This window comes from Luteimonas sp. MC1825, assembly GCF_014764385.1.
GTDB lineage: Bacteria > Pseudomonadota > Gammaproteobacteria > Xanthomonadales > Xanthomonadaceae > Luteimonas.
On sequence record NZ_CP061714.1, the window covers coordinates 1,130,393 to 1,146,532 of the forward strand.

At 69.4% G+C, this 16,140-nt stretch carries 17 protein-coding genes; 8 read left to right on the forward strand and 9 right to left on the reverse strand.

Going from position 1 to position 16,140, the window contains the following annotated elements:
- Positions 1–2 precede the first annotated feature (2 nt).
- Complete coding sequence (locus tag IDM46_RS05195) at positions 3–182, reverse strand: hypothetical protein (protein ID WP_185115011.1); 180 nt, start codon at positions 180–182, stop codon at positions 3–5.
- Between the two features lie 199 nt (positions 183–381).
- Between IDM46_RS05195 and IDM46_RS05200 the strand changes: the two genes are divergently transcribed.
- The 6 genes from IDM46_RS05200 (at position 382) to cfa (ending at position 4,883) form a co-directional block, all read left to right on the forward strand.
- Positions 382–1,152, forward strand: coding sequence for a hypothetical protein (locus tag IDM46_RS05200; RefSeq protein WP_185115012.1), 771 nt, complete (start codon positions 382–384; stop codon positions 1,150–1,152).
- 11 nt (positions 1,153–1,163) lie between these two features.
- Positions 1,164–1,442 carry a GNAT family N-acetyltransferase gene (locus tag IDM46_RS05205; RefSeq protein WP_182821793.1) on the forward strand — a complete coding sequence of 93 codons (279 nt, stop codon included), beginning with the start codon at positions 1,164–1,166 and terminating at the stop codon, positions 1,440–1,442.
- Between the two features lie 81 nt (positions 1,443–1,523).
- Positions 1,524–2,237 carry a pseudouridine synthase gene (locus IDM46_RS05210; protein ID WP_182821791.1) on the forward strand — a complete coding sequence of 238 codons (714 nt, stop codon included), beginning with the start codon at positions 1,524–1,526 and terminating at the stop codon, positions 2,235–2,237.
- A 254-nt stretch (positions 2,238–2,491) separates the two neighbouring features.
- Positions 2,492–2,701: a cold-shock protein gene (locus IDM46_RS05215; protein WP_096297887.1), complete on the forward strand. Its 210-nt coding sequence runs from the start codon at positions 2,492–2,494 to the stop codon at positions 2,699–2,701.
- Positions 2,702–2,843: 142 nt separating this feature from the next.
- Positions 2,844–3,665, forward strand: a complete 822-nt coding sequence (locus IDM46_RS05220; RefSeq protein WP_185115013.1) for a DUF3298 and DUF4163 domain-containing protein — start codon at positions 2,844–2,846, stop codon at positions 3,663–3,665.
- 87 nt (positions 3,666–3,752) lie between these two features.
- Positions 3,753–4,883 carry a cyclopropane fatty acyl phospholipid synthase gene (gene cfa / locus IDM46_RS05225; RefSeq protein ID WP_185115014.1) on the forward strand — a complete coding sequence of 377 codons (1,131 nt, stop codon included), beginning with the start codon at positions 3,753–3,755 and terminating at the stop codon, positions 4,881–4,883.
- A 66-nt stretch (positions 4,884–4,949) separates the two neighbouring features.
- Here cfa and IDM46_RS05230 read toward each other — a convergent pair whose 3' ends face one another.
- On the reverse strand, positions 4,950–7,175 hold the full coding sequence (locus IDM46_RS05230) for a M3 family metallopeptidase (RefSeq protein WP_185115015.1): 2,226 nt from the start codon (positions 7,173–7,175) through the stop codon (positions 4,950–4,952).
- Between the two features lie 60 nt (positions 7,176–7,235).
- Here IDM46_RS05230 and IDM46_RS05235 point away from each other — a divergent pair, with 60 nt between their 5' ends.
- The gene (locus IDM46_RS05235) at positions 7,236–7,745 is read left to right on the forward strand and encodes a glutathione peroxidase (RefSeq protein WP_182821782.1); all 510 of its coding nucleotides are present in this window, start codon (positions 7,236–7,238) and stop codon (positions 7,743–7,745) included.
- Between the two features lie 33 nt (positions 7,746–7,778).
- On the opposite strand, the gene IDM46_RS05240 is transcribed toward IDM46_RS05235, so the two are convergent.
- The 6 genes from IDM46_RS05240 to IDM46_RS05265 all read right to left on the reverse strand — a co-directional run bounded on the left by IDM46_RS05240 (position 7,779) and on the right by IDM46_RS05265 (position 13,156).
- Entirely contained in the window at positions 7,779–8,201 is a 423-nt protein-coding gene (locus tag IDM46_RS05240) for a universal stress protein (protein ID WP_185115016.1), read from the reverse strand.
- 75 nt (positions 8,202–8,276) lie between these two features.
- Positions 8,277–9,086, reverse strand: coding sequence for a ferredoxin--NADP reductase (locus IDM46_RS05245; protein ID WP_182821778.1), 810 nt, complete (start codon positions 9,084–9,086; stop codon positions 8,277–8,279).
- 47 nt (positions 9,087–9,133) lie between these two features.
- Complete coding sequence (locus IDM46_RS05250; protein WP_185115017.1) at positions 9,134–11,017, reverse strand: ABC transporter ATP-binding protein; 1,884 nt, start codon at positions 11,015–11,017, stop codon at positions 9,134–9,136.
- A gap of 75 nt (positions 11,018–11,092) precedes the next feature.
- Positions 11,093–11,977, reverse strand: coding sequence for a DUF4097 family beta strand repeat-containing protein (locus IDM46_RS05255; RefSeq protein ID WP_182821774.1), 885 nt, complete (start codon positions 11,975–11,977; stop codon positions 11,093–11,095).
- A 43-nt stretch (positions 11,978–12,020) separates the two neighbouring features.
- Positions 12,021–12,584 carry a hypothetical protein gene (locus IDM46_RS05260; protein WP_182821772.1) on the reverse strand — a complete coding sequence of 188 codons (564 nt, stop codon included), beginning with the start codon at positions 12,582–12,584 and terminating at the stop codon, positions 12,021–12,023.
- The gene (locus tag IDM46_RS05265; RefSeq protein ID WP_223878033.1) at positions 12,581–13,156 is read right to left on the reverse strand and encodes a sigma-70 family RNA polymerase sigma factor; all 576 of its coding nucleotides are present in this window, start codon (positions 13,154–13,156) and stop codon (positions 12,581–12,583) included. Before IDM46_RS05265 ends, IDM46_RS05260 begins: the two co-directional genes overlap by 4 nt.
- A gap of 109 nt (positions 13,157–13,265) precedes the next feature.
- On the opposite strand from IDM46_RS05265, the gene IDM46_RS05270 reads away from it, so the two are divergent.
- Entirely contained in the window at positions 13,266–14,795 is a 1,530-nt protein-coding gene (locus tag IDM46_RS05270) for a fumarate hydratase (RefSeq protein WP_185115018.1), read from the forward strand.
- A 75-nt stretch (positions 14,796–14,870) separates the two neighbouring features.
- Here the strand turns inward: IDM46_RS05270 and IDM46_RS05275 are convergent, their stop codons facing one another.
- Positions 14,871–16,136, reverse strand: a complete 1,266-nt coding sequence (locus tag IDM46_RS05275; protein WP_185115272.1) for a phospholipase D-like domain-containing protein — start codon at positions 16,134–16,136, stop codon at positions 14,871–14,873.
- Positions 16,137–16,140: the final 4 nt, after the last annotated feature.

A 16,140-nucleotide genomic window follows, 5' to 3' on the forward strand; every position in this document is an offset into this window, starting at 1 on the left:
GATCAGGAGATCGATTCTTCGGTCGTGGCGGAGGCGTCCACGTCGTACGTGCGCAGCAGGCGGGCGTAGACCAGCGAGTCGAGCTGGCTGAATTCCAGGTTGTCGACCTCGCCGGCGCGGACGAGGTCGAACAGCCGGGTCACGGCCTGGTGTTCGGTGCTGGCGTCGATATCGGCGTACATGGCTGGTCTCCCCTGGTGTTGGCGGGGTGGTACGCATCAAGCGTGCCAGTCGCGCTGGCGTCGCCCGGGCGCGCCGCCAGGTGACGCTGGGGGTCAGCCCCGCGCACGTGCGGGCCGGCAATGACGCGGTGCGCTGCGCTCACCGGGCGTGCATGACGGGGGTGATATTGCTTGGCGCACACCCGCCAGGAGATTGCGAATGGCCGTCAACCGCCCGCAAGCAAGCGAACTGCTCAACATGTCCGAGATGCGCCTCTTCGACGACAGCCGCCCCTCCGCGCTGCGCGCGATGACCCGCGCCGCGCTGGCGGCCCGGGTCGCCAGGGCGCGCGCCGCCCGCGACCGCGCGCGCGACCTGCTGAAGCGGCAGAAGCAGGCCGCGCGGGCACGTGGCGACGTGGCTGGCGGGCGCACCGAAACGGCCCTGCGCACCGAGCGCAAGGAAGCGTTGCTGGTCGACATCCTGCAGCGCTTCGTGGAGGCGCGCCGCGAGGCGCCCGCCGCGGCAGCCGCATCCCGGGCCACCCCGGCAGGCAAGACCGCGACGCCTGCCGCGGCCAGGGCCGCGCCCGCCAAGCGGGCCGTGAAGACCACGAGGGTGAAGGAGGCCGCGAAGGCGACCGCGCCGGCCAAGACCACCAAGACCACCAAGGCCACCAAGACCACCAAGGCCACCAAGACCACCAAGACCACCAAGGCCACCAAGGCCCTCACCCCCCGCAAGGCGCTGGCCAATACCCGCAAGCTGCTGGCCGCCAAGCAGCAGCGTGACCGCGAGGCGCAGCCCTGGCAGTCGCTCGACCCCACCACCAGCCACGTTCCGGATGCCGGCTACCAATCGCCCGAGGCCAAGGCCAAGGCGCTGGAGTTGCATGCCGCGGAGAGCCGCCAGGCGTCGATCCATGGCAGCATGAGCGCGCGCGACCGGCACGCGCAGGGCCGTCGCGACCATCGCGGCGACACCGACTGAGGAGACGCGCGATGGAGCAGCTCGACATCATCCACCACGCCATCCCGGGGCGCTTTGTCGCCGACGTCGACGGCCATGCCGCCTATCTCGACTACGAGATGGGCGACGGGGTCATGCATATCACCCACACCGTGGTGCCGGAGCAGGTCGGCGGGCGCGGCATCGGCGCACAGCTGGTGCAGGCGGCGTTCCGCCATGCCCGCGAGGAAGGGTGGAAGGTGCGCAGCCTGTGCGCCTACGCCAGCGCCTGGCTGGCCAAGCATCCCGAATACGCCGACCTCGCCGCCTGAGGGTCCGCGGCGCCCGCGAGCGCGATCCGCCGGGGTCTGCCAGACTTGCGCCCCGTTTTGCCAGCCCCGGATCCGCGCTCCATGCGTCTCAACAAGCACATCAGCGACACCGGCGCCTGCTCCCGCCGCGAAGCGGACCGCCTGATCGGCGAGGGGCGGGTCACCGTGAACGGCCAGCGCGCCCGGATCGGTGCCGAGGTGGGCGAGGGCGACCAGGTGCGCCTCGACGGCCAGCCGCTCAGCGCCCGCAGCGCCGCCCCGGGGCGGCGCCGACACGTGTACATCGCGCTGTACAAGCCGGTGGGCATCACCTGCACCACCGAAAGCACGGTGGACGGCAACATCGTCGACTTCGTCGGCCACGAGCAGCGGATCTTCCCGATCGGGCGCCTGGACAAGGATTCCGAGGGCCTGATCCTGCTGACCAGCAACGGCGACATCGTCAACACCATCCTCCGCGCCGAGACGAAGCTCGAGAAGGAATACCTGGTGGCGGTGAACAACCCGGTCACCGACGCGTTCCTGCGCGGGATGGCCAAGGGCGTCCCGGTCCACGGCGAGCTGACCCTGCCGTGCCGGACCGGCAAGCTGGGCCGCTACGGCTTCCGGGTGACCCTGGTGCAGGGCCTGAACCGCCAGATCCGGCTGATGGCGGCGCACTTCGGCTACCGCGTGAAGCAGCTGGTGCGGGTACGGATCGGGCCGGTGAAGCTTGGCCACATGAAGCCGGGTCGCTGGCGCAACCTGACCGACTCGGAACTGGCCACGCTGCTGCCGGGGTTGGAGGCGCTGTAACCCGGCCAGCCAGGGGGTTCCAGCCACGGGCTATTCACACTTTCAATCGAAAGTGCGGTATGGTGCGCCCACTGTTCAAGGCGGGATCACGGTACATCGTGGCTCCGGTGCGGTAGATCCAAAGGTTTCAAGGCCGGTCGTACGGCCGGGTCCGGAAGATCCGCTCCATCGTTCCTGTGTTACCCCTTGCTTACACAGTCTCGGATCCGCTTGCGGACCGTGCATCCTCTAAAAATGTTCAAGGAGTAACACTCATGTCCGATCGTCAGACCGGCACCGTCAAGTGGTTCAACGACGCCAAGGGCTTTGGTTTCATCACGCCCGAGAGCGGCCAGGACCTCTTCGTCCACTTCCGTTCGATCCAGGGCACCGGCTTCAAGTCGCTGCAGGAAGGCCAGAAGGTTTCGTTCAAGGTCGTGCAGGGCCAGAAGGGTCTGCAGGCTGATGAGGTGCAGGCCGTCTAAGGCCCGCATTTCGCAACGCAGCTTTGCCGGAAACCCCGGGCGGAAACGCCCGGGGTTTTCCGTATGTGCGCGATGGCGTGATCGCAGGCATCACGTGCGAGCGCTTAGCCTTTCCACCGTCACGGACTTGAGGGGGATCCCGATGAAGCGCCTGCTGTTCTGCGTGCTGTTGCTTGTGTTGGCCGGCTGCCGCCGCGAGGCGGACGTGCCCGGCGGGTCCGGAGCCGTGGCCCCGGCGCCCGGTGGCGCCGCCACGCCCGCCGCGGCCGGCGCCGAAGTGCCGCTCGTGGACGTGATGGAAAGCACCAGCGGTTACATCATCGGCATCAGCTATCCACCGGGCGCGGCCCGGTACCCGGGCCTGGCCTCGGCGCTCAAGGCCTATGCCGACAGCGCGCGCGGCGACCTCATGGACGCGGTGGCCACCGCCGGCGAGGGCGGGGAGGGCATGCCCTACGACCTCTCGCTGCCGTTCGACATCGTGCTGGACACGCCGCAGCTGGTCGCGGTGAAGGCGGAGGGCACCAGCTACACCGGCGGTGCGCATGGCACGCCCCTGGTGGCGCGCTTTGTGTGGCTGCCCGAACGCCAGGAACTGCTGAGTGCCCAGGCGCTGATTCCCGATCCCGCCGGATGGCGCGATGTCTCCGCGTTCGTGCGCGAGTCGCTGCACGCGGCGCTCTCGCAACGCATCGATGCCGACGAGCTCGAGCCGGTCGAGCGCGCGCGCCTGCTGCGTTCGATCGGCCGCATGATCGACGATGGCACGGAGCCGCAGCCGGCGAACTTCGCCGCCTTCGAGCCGGTGCCGGGCCCCGATGGCCGCCTGCGTGCGCTGCGCTTCGTGTTCCCGCCCTACCAGGTGGGGCCGTACTCCGACGGGGTGCAGACGGTCGAAGTGCCGGCATCGCTGCTGCTGCCGCACGTCGCGCCGGCCTATCGCGGCCTGTTCGCCGCCGGCTGAGGCCCGCTCCCCTCCAGCGGCCACGGCGTGGCCTGCGCCGCCACTCCGCGCTATCTTCGGCCCGGGCAAGTGCGGGAGACAGGCGCCATGCATCCGGTCCGTGAACGCATCGAGCGCCTGCTCGCCTCGGCGGACGTGCGCGTCGATGGCGAACGTGCCTGGGACATGCAGGTGCACGATGGCAGGCTCGCCGCGAGGCTGCTTGCCGGCGGATCGCTCGCCCTGGGCGATGCGTACATGGATGGCTGGTGGGATGCGGGCTCGCTGGACGGGTTGCTTGCCAGGCTGCTGGCCGGCGGCATCGACCGGCGCGCGCCGGGCCTGGCGGATGCCCGCGATGCGGTGCTCGCGCGGCTGGTCAACATGCAGTCCAGGCGACGCAGCCGCACCGTCGGCGAGCGCCATTACGACCTGGGCAATGCGTTCTATCGCGAAATGCTCGGGCGCTCGATGGTGTACAGCTGCGCCTACTGGCGCGACCGCGAGGGTCTGCCGCTCGACGACCTCGATGCCGCCCAGGACGCCAAGCTCGACCTGGTGTGCAGGAAGCTCGGGTTGAAACCCGGCATGCGCGTGCTCGACATTGGCTGCGGCTGGGGCGCGGCGCTGAAGTACGCGGCGGAACGCCATGGCGTGAGCGGCGTGGGCGTGACGATCTCGGCGGAGCAGGCGCACTTCGCGCGCGCGCTGTGCGCCGGCCTGCCGGTGGACATCAGGCTGCAGGATTACCGCGACCTGCGCGGTGAACGCTTCGATCGCGTGTTCTCGATCGGCATGTTCGAGCACGTCGGCCTGCGCAATTACCGGAGCTACTTCGAGCTGGTGCGCGCCGTGCTGCCGCGCGACGGCTTGTTCCTGCTGCACAGCATCGGCGGCAACGTGTCGCAACGGCGTACCGATCCGTGGATCGCGCGGCACATCTTCCCCAACTCCATGCTGCCGTCGGCACGGCAGATCGCCCAGGCCTGCGAAGGGCTGCTGGTCATCGAGGACTGGCACGGGTTTGGCGCGGATTACGACCGCACGCTGCAGGCATGGCGCGCCAACATCGAGTCGGCGTGGGAGCGGCTGCCGGCGCGCTACGACATGCGGTTCCGGCGCATGTGGAGGTATTACCTGGCAGCGTCCATGGCGGGTTTCAGGACGCGGCGGATCCAGTTGTGGCAGGTGCTGATGTCGCCGGACGGCATACCGGGCGGGATTGTCGTCCCGCGATAGCCGCACATCCCCGGCGGAACCTGACCCTTCCCCCGCCGGGGCGGAGGAAGGGTGGTCGCAATGGTGTTACCTGGCGTCGCTGCCGCCGCTCGGCGGCGCACCGTCGTCACTGACCGCACCGTCAAGCCCGCGCTTGACCAGCAGCGGCTGGATGTCCGGGGTCTTGCCCGAGAAGTCGGTGAACAGCTGCAGCGCGTCCTTGCTGCCGCCCTGCGACAGCAGCGTGGCGCGGAAGCGGTCGCCGTTGGCGCGCGTCAGGCCGCCGTTCTCCTCGATCCAGGCCACGGTGTTGGCGTCCAGCACCTCGGACCAGATGTAGGCGTAGTAGCCCGCCGCGTAGCCGCCCATGATGTGGCTGAAGTACGTGGTGCGGTAGCGCGGCGGCACGGCGGCGAAGTCGAGGCCGGCGGCCTTGAGCGCCGCGGCCTCGGTGGCCAGCACGTCGCCGGCCTTGGGCAGCTTGTCGGCCGGCAGCTGGTGCAGGTACTGGTCGAGCATCGCCGCGCCGAGGTACTCGGTGGTGGCGAAGCCCTGGTTGAACTTGGCGGTGGCGACCACCTTGTCCAGCAGCGCCTGCGGCATGGCTTCGCCGGTCACGTGGTGCTTGGCGTAGTTGGCCAGGATCGACGGCCAGTCGGCCCACATCTCGTTGACCTGCGACGGGAACTCGACGAAGTCGCGCGGCACGCTGGTGCCGCTGAAGTACGGGTACTTCACGTCCGAGAACATGCCGTGCAGCCCATGGCCGAACTCGTGGAACATCGTGGTGACCTCGTCCCAGGTCAGCAGCGTCGGGCCGGCCTGCGGCTTCGGGATGTTCTGGTGGTTGGCCACGACCGGCAGGGTCTTCTCCAGCCCCGACTGCGACACGTACGAGCTCATCCACGCGCCGCCGCGCTTGGAGTCGCGCGCGTAGGGGTCGAAGATGAAGATCGCGAGCTGGCTGCCGTCGGCGTTGTGCACGTCGTACACCCAGGTGTCGGCGTGGTACTTCGGCAGGTCGGTGCGCGCCTTGAACGTGATGCCGTACAGCTGGGTCGCGGCAAAGAACACGCCGTTCTCAAGCACGTTCTTCATTTCGAAGTAGGGCTTGAGCTGGGATTCGTCGAAGTCGTACTCCGCCTTGCGCACCTTCTCGGTGTAGTAGGCCCAGTCCCACGGCGCGAGCTGGAAGGTCGGCTCGCCCTTGGCGGCCTGCTCGCTGTCGATCATCGCCTGCAGCTTGGCGGCCTCGTTGCGGGCATTGGCGACCGCGGCCGGGGCCAACTGGCCGAGCATGGCATTGACCGCGTCGGTGCTCTTGGCGGTCTCGTCGGCAAGCACGTAGTCGGCGTAGGTCTCGAAGCCCAGCAGCTTCGCGCGTTCGGCGCGCAGCTTCAGCACGGTGGCCACGATCTCGCGGTTGTCCCACTTGTTGCCACGCGCGCCACGCACCACCGACGCCTCGTGCACGCGCTGGCGCAGGGCACGGTTGTTGAGCTGCGGCAGCGGCGGCTGGCCGGTGGTGTTGAGCAGGGTGATGACGTACTTGCCGTCGTGGCCGCGCGCCTTGGCGGCGGTGGCCGCCACGTCGATCTGCTCGGGGGTCAGGCCGTCGAGCTCGGCGGCGGTGTCGACCACCACCGCGGAATCGTTGACCTCGGCCAGCACGTTCTGGCTGAAGGTGGTGCCCAGCTTGGCCAGCTCGCCGTTGATTTCCTTCAGGCGCGCCTTCTGCGTCTCGTCCAGGGCCGCGCCGGAGCGCACAAGGTCCTTGTAGTACTCCTCGACCAGGCGCACGCCTTCGGCATCCAGGCCCAGCGTGGCGCGGGTGTCATGCAGGGTCTTGATGCGCGCGAACAGCTTGGGATCCAGCGAGATGGCATCGCGGTGCGCGGCGAACTTCGCCGAGTAGTCGGCCTGCAGCTTCTTGCGCGCGTCGTTGGTGTCGGTGCCCACCAGGTTGAAGAACACGCGCATCGCGCGGCCCAGCGTCTTGCCGTTGGTCTCCAGCGGCAGGATGGTGTTCTCGAAGGTCGGCGGCGCGGGGTTGTCGGCGATCGCGCGCACTTCGGCGAGCTGCTCGGCCATCCCGGCATCGAACGCGGGGGCGAAGTGCTCGTCGCGGATCCTGTCGAAATGCGGGTACTGCAGCGGCAGCGTGCTCTCGGACGCGAAGGGATTGCCCTTGAGGGCCTCGGCGCTGGCGGACATGGCGGACTCCGCGGGGGCGGCGGTGGACTGGGCGAGCGCGGGGGACAGCGCGGCGCCGGCGAGCACGGCCGCGAGGGCCAGGGACAGCGGATGCTTCATCAGTTACTCCGGAGGTAGACTCAACCACCCAAGGGTACCGTGCCCGGGTCCAGGCAGGACATGACGAAAGACAGGGGTACGCCGTCCGCCACGTCGGCCACCGCATTCAGCGCGACCCGCATCGATGGCCGGCCGCAGCCGCTCGCCGACTACGCCGGACAAGTGCTGCTGGTGGTGAACGTGGCGTCGCAGTGCGGATTCACGCCGCAATACGCGGGCCTGCAGCAGCTGTGGAGCGACTATCGCGACCGCGGGCTGGTCGTGCTCGGGTTCCCCTGCGACCAGTTCGGCCACCAGGAGCCGGGCAGCGATGACGAGATCGCGCGCTTCTGTTCCATCGACCAGGGCGTCGATTTCCCGATGTTCGCCAAGGTCGAGGTCAACGGCCGCGATGCGCACCCGCTGTGGACCTGGCTGAAATCCGAGAAAGGCGGGGTGCTGGGCATCGACGCCATCAAGTGGAACTTCACCAAGTTCCTGGTGGGACGCGATGGCCGCGTGCTGGCGCGCTATGCGCCCACCACCACGCCCGACGCCATGCGTGCCGATATCGAGGCCGCGCTCGGCTGAAACCTGCCCGGGCCTGCGCCCGGGGCGCGGCGATCAGCGGACGATGGTGACCGGCAGCTCGGTCTGGGCGATGACCTTGCTCGACACCGAGCCGAGGAACATGCCCTTGACCGAACCGCGTCCGTGCGAGCCCATCACCAGCAGCTCGGCCTTTGCGGTCCTGGCGGCCGCAAGAATGGCTTCGGCCGGCTCGCCGGTTACCGCCATCTCGCGCACCTCGATGGCGCTGCGGGCAAGCGCCTTGCGCGCCGGGGCGAGCATCTGTTCGTGGTTCTCGGCATGGATGCGCGCGACCGTCTCCTTGCCGATCCTGGTCGCCACGCCGGGGAAGGGCTCCGGGTTCACCGCGACCAGGAAGATCGTCGCCGGCTTTGCCAGTTTGCGCGCAAGCTGGTTGGCGTACTTCGCTGCGCGGACACTGATGTCGCTGCCGTCAACGGCCACCATGATCTTCATCGTCGGGAGTCCTCGGTTCTGGATCGATGCGGCGATTCTACGCGCTGGGCGCGCAGGCCGGCCAACGCGCCGGCATCACTTCTCGACGAAGGCGCGCTCGAACACGTAGTCGCCCGACACGCCGATGCGCTTCGACGCGGTGAAGCCGCGCCCATCGAGCAGGCTGCGGAAATCGGCGAGCATCTGCGGGCTGCCGCACAGCATGGCGCGGTCGTGGGCGACGTCGAGCGGGTCCAGGCCGAGGTCGGCCATCATCTGGCCACTCGCCATCAGCTCGGTCAGGCGTCCGCGCCGGGGGCGGCCGTCGAACACGAAGTCCTCGCGACTCACCGCCGGGTAGTACAGCAGGCGGTCTCGCAGGATGTCGCCGAGCAGTTCGTGCCTGGGCAGTTCGTTGACGAAGTAGTCGCGGTAGGCGAGGTCGGCTTCGCGGCGCACGCCGTGGCAGAGCACCACGCGTTCGAAGCGCTCGTAGGTTTCCGGGTCCTTGATGATCGAAAGCCATGGCGCCAGGCCGGTGCCGGTGCCCAGCAGGTACAGGTTGCGGCCGGGGTGCAGGTCGCTGATGAGCAGGGTGCCGGTGGGCTTGCGGCCGATCAGCACATGGTCGCCGGGGCGGATGTCGCGCAGCCGGGACGTCAGTGCGCCGTCGGCCACCTTGATGCTGAAGAACTCGAGCTGCTCTTCCCAGTTGGCGCTGGCGATGGAATACGCGCGCAGCAGCGGCTTGCTGGAGCCGTCGCCCTGGGGGATCGGGAGCCCGATCATCACGAACTGGCCGTTCTCGAAGCGGAAGCCGTCGTCGCGGGTGGTGGTGAAGCTGAAGTAGTCGTCCGTCCAGTGACGGACGTCCAGCACCGTCTCGGTGCCAAACGCGGATGACATGCGGGGTTCTTGGCTGGGGAGGAAACCCCGCCATTGTACCGCCGCCGCTAGCGGTAGCCCGCGGCCTGCAGCTCGAACAGCTCGGCGTAGCGGCCGCCGGCGGCCATCAGCTCGGCGTGGGTGCCACTGGCTTCGATCCTGCCGTCGGCCATCACCAGGATGCGGTCGGCCATGCGCACGCTGGAGAAGCGGTGCGAGATCAGGATGGCGGTGCGGTTGTCGGACAGCTCGCGGAAGCGCTGGAAGACTTCGTATTCGCTGCGCGCGTCGAGCGCGGCGGTGGGTTCGTCGAGGATCATCACCTGGGCGTCGCGCATGTAGGCACGCGCGATGGCGACCTTCTGCCACTGGCCGCCCGACAGGTCCACGCCGGTCTTGAAGCGGCGGCCGATGACCTGGTCGTAGCCGCCGGGCAGGCCGGCGATGACCTCGTCTGCCAGCGCGCGGCGCGCGGCGGCCTCGATCCGCGGGCGGTCGCCCATGGCCTCCACCTGGCCGACGCCGATGTTCTCGGCCGCGGTCATGTGGAAGCGCACGAAGTCCTGGAAGATCACCCCGATGTTGGCGCGCAGGTCGTCGAGGTCGTAGTCGCGCAGGTCGCGGCCATCGAGGAGGATCCGGCCCTCGTCCGGGTCGTACAGGCGCGCCAGCAGCTTCACCAGCGTGGTCTTGCCGGCGCCGTTCTCGCCCACCAGGGCCAGCACTTCGCCGGCGTGGAGCTGGAAGTCGACGCCGCGCAGCGCCCAGCGCGCGGCGTCGGGATAGCGGAAGCCGACGTTGTCGAACACGAAGCCGGATGCGATCGGGCGCGGGATGGGCGAGGCATCGGGGCGCGAGACGATCTCGGGCTCGATCTCGAAGAACGAGTACAGGTCGTCGAGGAACATCGCCTGGCCGGCGACCTGCGAGAACCCGATCAGCAGGCTTTCCAGCAGCTGCCGCAGGCGGCGGAAGCTGCCGGCCAGGAAGGTGAGGTCGCCGATGGTGAAGTCGCCCTGCACCGTGCGCCACGCGATATAGCCGTAGGCCACGTAGTAGCCCAGCGTGCCGAACGCCGCCAGCAGCGCGCCCCAGAACGCGCGCCGCCGCGCGAGCGTGCGGTTGGCAAGCAGGAACGCCTGCGACAGCACGCGGAAGCGTTCCACCAGGAAGCGGTTGAGGCCGAAGATCTTGACCTCCTTGGCGCTCTCCACGCTGGCACCGGTCTGGCGCAGGTACTCGAGCTGCCGCCGCTCGGGCGTCCACTGGAAGTTGAGCGAATAGTTGAGCGCGTTGAAGTGCGCCTCGCCGACGAACGCCGGGATCAGCGCGACCGCCAGCAGCACGATCAGCCACGGCGCATACACCAGCAGGCCGGCGGCAAAGCTCACCACGGTGATCATGTCCTGGGCCTGGCCGAACAGCTGGCCCATCAGGTTCATGCGGCCCATGGTCTGGCGGCGCGCGCGGTCCAGCTTGTCCTGCAGTTCCGGGTCCTCGAAATCCTCGAGGTCGAGCGTTGCCGCGTGCTCCATCAGCCGCACGCTGGCGGCGTTGGTGAACATTTCCGACAGCACCGAATCGCAGTACGACACCAGCCGACCGAGCAGGTCGGAGACGATCGCCAGCGCGAACTCCAGCGCGATCAGCATGGCCAGCGGGCGCAACAGCCCCGCTGCCCAGGCGTCGCCGAAGCCGCCGTCGATCGCGCCGCTGCCCACCAGGCGGATCGCCTCGTCGATGATCAGCTTGCCGATGTACAGCATGGCCACCGGCAACAGCGCGCGGATGACGCGCAGGCCGAGACTGGCGACGGTCAGCGGGCGGCTGGTGCGCCAGATTTCCTTCAGGAACGGCGGCAGGTTGCGCAGCGCGTTGACGCGCTCGCGGAACGACGGGTTGGACGAGGGACGGGGCGGGGCGCTGTCGGCTGCGGGGCTGGCTGGGCTCATGGCGCCATCATGCCGGGCGCCCTGGAGGCACGGGTGAAATCACGGCCGGCGGGCAGGCGCCGCCGGCCGCTGTGGTCAGTCGAGCGACAGGCGCGCGTCGCCGGAGAACGTCTCCAGCTTGACCTCGCCGTCGCCGCTGCCGTAGCGGTGTTCGAAGCTCGCGCCCGGGCCGTACTTCTTGCGCTTGACGTCGGCACCGGCCGCGTCGAGCGAGCCGCTGAAGCTGGCGCCGCTGGCGCGCGCGGACAGATCGCGGGGCAGCGTGAGGCGGATGTCGCCGCTCACCGACTCCAGCGTGATGCTGCCGCCGCTGGCCAGGCCGGTGCGGATGCTGGTGTCGCCCGATACAGAGCTTGCGTCCAGCCGGCGCAGGCGTTCGCCGCGGGTGTCGATGTCGATGTTGCCGGACACCGACTCGGCCTCGACGCTGCTGCCGATGCGCCCGCGCAGCGCGATGTTGCCGCTGACGCTGTCGACAGCAACCTCGCGGCTGTTGAGGTTCAGCCGCAGGTTGCCGCTCACGCTTTCGATGCTCGCTTCGCCCGGCGCGCCCACCGCAACCACCGCGCCGCTGACGCTCTCGATGTCGAGCTTCGCGCCGCCGACCCCGGTGACGTTGACGCTGGCGGCGACCGAGTCGACCTCCAGGCTGGCCTGGCGCGGGATGTCGATGACCAGGGTGGTCGGTTCGGAATTGCGGCTGTTGCGCGGGTAGCGGACCTCCACCGAGAGGCTGCGCTCGCCCCCTTCGATGACCAGGCGTTCCACGCCGTCGCCGAGGCTGCCGGTGATGCGGACTTCGGCGCGGTCCCAGGTGCGCACCTCGATGCTGCCCTTGAGGTTGGAGACTTCGACGCTGCCGCGGGCGTCGAGCGTGCGGGTTTCGTTGATCGGGGTGGCGGCGAAGGCCGGCGCGGCGAGGGCGGCGACGACGCCGGTGAGGAGTAGGGAACGGATCATGGCGGGCTCCAGGTGGTCGGGCGGGACGTGAGGGGATACGGCATCAGGCAAGCCGGCGTGCCAGCGACAGCCGCTGCGCATAGATGCGCTGCAGGCGCTGCACCAGGAACACGGCATCGGGGTCGCGCTCCAGCGCGGCGCGCACTTCGCCTGCGCTGCGGTCGAGTTCCGCCGCCACGCCGCCGGCGGCATCCGGCACCATGGTGGTGGCGCGCGCGGCATCCAGCTCGCGCAGCGCGCCGAGGTACTCGCGGGTCATGGCGTCGGCGACGCGCAGCAGTGGTGGGTCCTCAGCGGCATCGGCCGTGGCGGCCAGCGCGGCCTGCGCGGTCTGCGGGGCGGGGCGCGGCGCCAGCTGCCAGGCCACGGCCACCGCGACCAGCAGGGACGCGGCGATGGCGTATGGCACCAGCCGGGCAGGACCGCGGTGCCGCGCGCGAGCTCGCGCGTGGCCGCCGCGGGCAGTCGCCGGCGGGCGCGCCAGCTGTGTGGCGATCGCAGGCCAGAGGTCGCGCTGTGGCGCCACGTCCCGGCGCAAGGCGGCGAGCCGCGCGTGCAGGTCCGGCGGCAGGCTGCCGTGGTCGGCGTCGTGATTGTCGTGGTTCATGCGAAGTCTCCAAGTCGCGTGCGGAGCAGCCGGCGCGCGCGGTGCAGCTGCGCCTTGGAACTGCCCACCGCCATGTCGAGGGTCATGGCGATCTCGTCGTGGCTCCAGCCCTCGATGTCGAACAGCACCAGCACCGCGCGGGCGCGCGGCGGCAACGACGCCACCGCGCGGTCGAGGTCGAGCGCCAGCGCGGTGCCGTGGCCGGCGGAATCGGCGCCGGCCAGCGCGTCGATCACGTCGCCGTCGTCGCCATCCAGCCCCGGCCGTGCATTGCGTGCGCGCAGGTCCATCAAGGCGGTGTTCACCGCCAGCCGGTGCAGCCAGGTGCCGAAGGCGCTGTCGCCGCGCCACTGCGGCAGCGCCCGCCAGGCGCGCAGGAAGGCCTCCTGCACGAGGTCCTCGGCGCGTGCGTGCTGCCAGCCGGCCAGCCGCAGCACCACGCCGTGCACGCGCGCTGCGTGGCGGCGGTACAGCGCCTCGAAGGCCGCGGCATCGCCTGCCGCCGCGGCGCGCGCCAGCGGCAGGTCACGGTCGCCGGCATCGGTGGCCCGGTCGTGGCAGGGGGCGGTCATCGCGGCATCGAGCATACCCAGTCGGATGCACCGTAATGCCGGAAGGTTTAAGCCGCGCCTGCACGGCAGCGTAAAATGCGCGATTGACCCGCCAGCAGCCGAGCCAGCCGTGACCGCCACCGCCATTCGCCAGGACGACCTGATCCAGAGCATCGCCGATGCCCTGCAGTACATCAGCTACTACCACCCGGTGGACTACATCCGGAACCTGGCCGCGGCCTACGAGCGCGAGGAGTCGCCGGCGGCGAAGGATGCGATGGCGCAGATCCTGATCAATTCGCGCATGTGCGCCGAGGGCCACCGGCCGATCTGCCAGGACACCGGCATCGTCACCGTGTTCCTCGAGATCGGCATGGACGTGCGCTGGGACGACGCCACCATGGGCGTCGAGGACATGGTCCACGAAGGCGTGCGCCGCGCCTACGCGCACCCCGACAACAAGCTGCGCGCGTCGGTGCTGGCCGACCCCGCCGGCAAGCGCATCAACACCCGCGACAACACGCCGGGGGTGGTGAACTTCAAGGTGGTGCCGGGCAGCAAGGTCGACGTGATCGTGGCCGCCAAGGGCGGCGGCTCGGAGGCCAAGGCCAAGTTCGCGATGCTCAATCCGTCCGACTCCATCGTCGACTGGGTGCTGAAGACGGTGCCCACCATGGGCGCGGGCTGGTGCCCGCCGGGCATGCTCGGCATCGGCATCGGCGGCACCGCGGAGAAGGCGATGCTGCTGGCCAAGGAGGCGCTGATGGAGCCGATCGACATCGTCGACCTGCAGGTGCGTGGCGCGTCGAATCGCGCGGAGGAACTGCGCCTGGAGCTGTACGACAAGGTCAACGCGCTCGGCATCGGTGCGCAGGGCCTGGGCGGGCTGACCACCGTGCTGGACATCAAGGTCAAGGACTACCCGACCCACGCCGCCAACCTGCCGGTGGCCATGATCCCCAACTGCGCGGCCACGCGCCATGCGCACTTCACGCTCGACGGCAGTGGTCCGGTGATGCTGGACCCGCCGTCGCTGGAGGACTGGCCGAAGCTGGTGCACGACACGTCCAAGGGCCGCCGCGTCGACCTGGACACGGTCACGCCGGAGGAGGTCGCCAGCTGGAAGCCGGGCGAGACACTGCTGCTCAACGGCAAGCTGCTGACCGGCCGCGATGCGGCGCACAAGCGCATGGTGGGCATGCTCGACCGCGGCGAGCCGCTACCGGTCGATTTCCGCGGCCGCTTCATCTACTACGTGGGGCCGGTGGATCCGGTGCGTGATGAGGTGGTGGGGCCGGCCGGCCCGACCACGGCGACGCGCATGGACAAGTTCACCGAGCAGGTGCTGGGCGAAACCGGCCTGCTGGGCATGATCGGCAAGGCGGAGCGCGGGCCGGTGGCGATCGAGGCGATCCGCAGGCACAGGTCGGCGTACCTGATGGCGGTCGGCGGTTCGGCCTACCTGGTGTCCAAGGCGATCAAGGCGGCGCGGGTGGTCGGCTTCGAGGACCTGGGCATGGAGGCGATCTACGAGTTCACGGTGCAGGACATGCCGGTGACGGTGGCGGTGGATTCCACGGGCGAGTCGGTGCATGAGACGGGGCCGCGGGAGTGGCAGTCGCGGATCGGGCGGATTCCGGTGGTGGTCGAGGCGGGTTGATTTTCGTGGAGCGGGGTCTCGCGAAGGCGCGAAGGCGCGAAGGGGAGTAGGGGAGGGCTGGGGCGAGACTGGTGGTTAGAGCTGGGAGCGGATGGGGCGGACGATGCGTTCGGCGAGTTTTTCGCGGAGCGGGCGGCGGGCCCACATTTCGTGGGAGTACTGTTTGGCGTGCTTCAGGTCGTCCTCGAACACCTGGGTCATGCGTTCGGCGAAGGCGTGGTCGTAGACGTTGAGGCTCGCCTCGTCGTTCAGGCGGAACGAGCGGATGTCGAAGTTGGTGGAGCCCACCGAAACCAGTTCGCGGTCCACGACCAGCAGCTTCACGTGGATCATGGTGGGCTGGTATTCGTGGATCTCGATGCCGGCCTGCAGCAGCTCGCCCCAGCTGGCCTTGGATGACAGGCGCACGGTCTCGGAGTCGATGTGCTTGCCGGGCAGCATCACGCGCACCTTCACCCCGCGCTTGCGGGCGGCGATCAGCGCCTTGGTGATCAATTCGTCCGGCACGAAGTAGGACGCGGTCAGGTCGATGCTGTGTTCGGCGGCGGCGATGGACGACAGGTACATCAGGTGCATGCTTTCGCTGCCGCCGGCGGGCGAGGCGATGAACAGGTGTGCGTCCATCTCGCCGGCCGGCCCGATCTCGGGGAAGTAGTCGGGGCCGTTGAGCAGCTCGCCGGTGGTCTTGATCCAGTTGTCGTTGAACGCGGCCTGCATCTGCGCCACGGCCGGACCCTCGATGCGGAAGTGGGCTTCGCGCCAGTGGTCGGGATCCTGCGCGTGGCCGGTCCACTGGTCGGCGATGCCGACGCCGCCGGTGAAGCCGACACGCCCGTCGATCACCAGCAGCTTGCGGTGGGTGCGGTTGTTCATGCGGCCCAGGTTGTACCAGTGCAGCGGCCGGTAGCGCTCGACGCGCACCCCGGCGGCGTCCATGCGCTCCAGCAGCTCCGCGTCCATCTTGATGCTGCCCACCCAGTCGACCACCAGGTGCACGCGCACGCCATCCCGGGCGCGGGCGGCCAGCGCGTCGGCAAACTTGCGGCCGATGTCGCCCGACCAGTAGATGTAGGTCTCGAAGGTGATGGTCTTCTGCGCCGAGGCGATCGCCTCGAGCATCGCCGGGAAGATCGCGTCGCCGTTCTGGTAGTCGATGACGTGGTTGCCGGGCAGGATCGCCGGGCCCAGCAGCACCGACATCTCGCGGCGGAACTGCGGGTCGGCCACGGCGTGCGTGTGCTCGACCTTGCGTTCGATCTTCTTCTCGGGCGTGGTGAAATTCATCGCCACGACCACGGCCAGTACCGTGGCGATGACGGTCAGGACGATGGTCCAGGCCATTTTC

What these genes read in the sequence shown, in the direction of transcription:
- IDM46_RS05195 (WP_185115011.1), bottom strand. Translation starts at nt 182, where the DNA reads ATGTACGCCGATATCGACGCCAGCACCGAACACCAGGCCGTGACCCGG.
- IDM46_RS05200 (WP_185115012.1), top strand. Translation starts at nt 382, where the DNA reads ATGGCCGTCAACCGCCCGCAAGCAAGCGAACTGCTCAACATGTCCGAG.
- IDM46_RS05205 (WP_182821793.1), top strand. Translation starts at nt 1,164, where the DNA reads ATGGAGCAGCTCGACATCATCCACCACGCCATCCCGGGGCGCTTTGTC.
- IDM46_RS05210 (WP_182821791.1), top strand. Translation starts at nt 1,524, where the DNA reads ATGCGTCTCAACAAGCACATCAGCGACACCGGCGCCTGCTCCCGCCGC.
- IDM46_RS05215 (WP_096297887.1), top strand. Translation starts at nt 2,492, where the DNA reads ATGTCCGATCGTCAGACCGGCACCGTCAAGTGGTTCAACGACGCCAAG.
- IDM46_RS05220 (WP_185115013.1), top strand. Translation starts at nt 2,844, where the DNA reads ATGAAGCGCCTGCTGTTCTGCGTGCTGTTGCTTGTGTTGGCCGGCTGC.
- cfa (WP_185115014.1), top strand. Translation starts at nt 3,753, where the DNA reads ATGCATCCGGTCCGTGAACGCATCGAGCGCCTGCTCGCCTCGGCGGAC.
- IDM46_RS05230 (WP_185115015.1), bottom strand. Translation starts at nt 7,175, where the DNA reads ATGAAGCATCCGCTGTCCCTGGCCCTCGCGGCCGTGCTCGCCGGCGCC.
- IDM46_RS05235 (WP_182821782.1), top strand. Translation starts at nt 7,236, where the DNA reads ATGACGAAAGACAGGGGTACGCCGTCCGCCACGTCGGCCACCGCATTC.
- IDM46_RS05240 (WP_185115016.1), bottom strand. Translation starts at nt 8,201, where the DNA reads ATGAAGATCATGGTGGCCGTTGACGGCAGCGACATCAGTGTCCGCGCA.
- IDM46_RS05245 (WP_182821778.1), bottom strand. Translation starts at nt 9,086, where the DNA reads ATGTCATCCGCGTTTGGCACCGAGACGGTGCTGGACGTCCGTCACTGG.
- IDM46_RS05250 (WP_185115017.1), bottom strand. Translation starts at nt 11,017, where the DNA reads ATGAGCCCAGCCAGCCCCGCAGCCGACAGCGCCCCGCCCCGTCCCTCG.
- IDM46_RS05255 (WP_182821774.1), bottom strand. Translation starts at nt 11,977, where the DNA reads ATGATCCGTTCCCTACTCCTCACCGGCGTCGTCGCCGCCCTCGCCGCG.
- IDM46_RS05260 (WP_182821772.1), bottom strand. Translation starts at nt 12,584, where the DNA reads ATGAACCACGACAATCACGACGCCGACCACGGCAGCCTGCCGCCGGAC.
- IDM46_RS05265 (WP_223878033.1), bottom strand. Translation starts at nt 13,156, where the DNA reads ATGACCGCCCCCTGCCACGACCGGGCCACCGATGCCGGCGACCGTGAC.
- IDM46_RS05275 (WP_185115272.1), bottom strand. Translation starts at nt 16,136, where the DNA reads ATGGCCTGGACCATCGTCCTGACCGTCATCGCCACGGTACTGGCCGTG.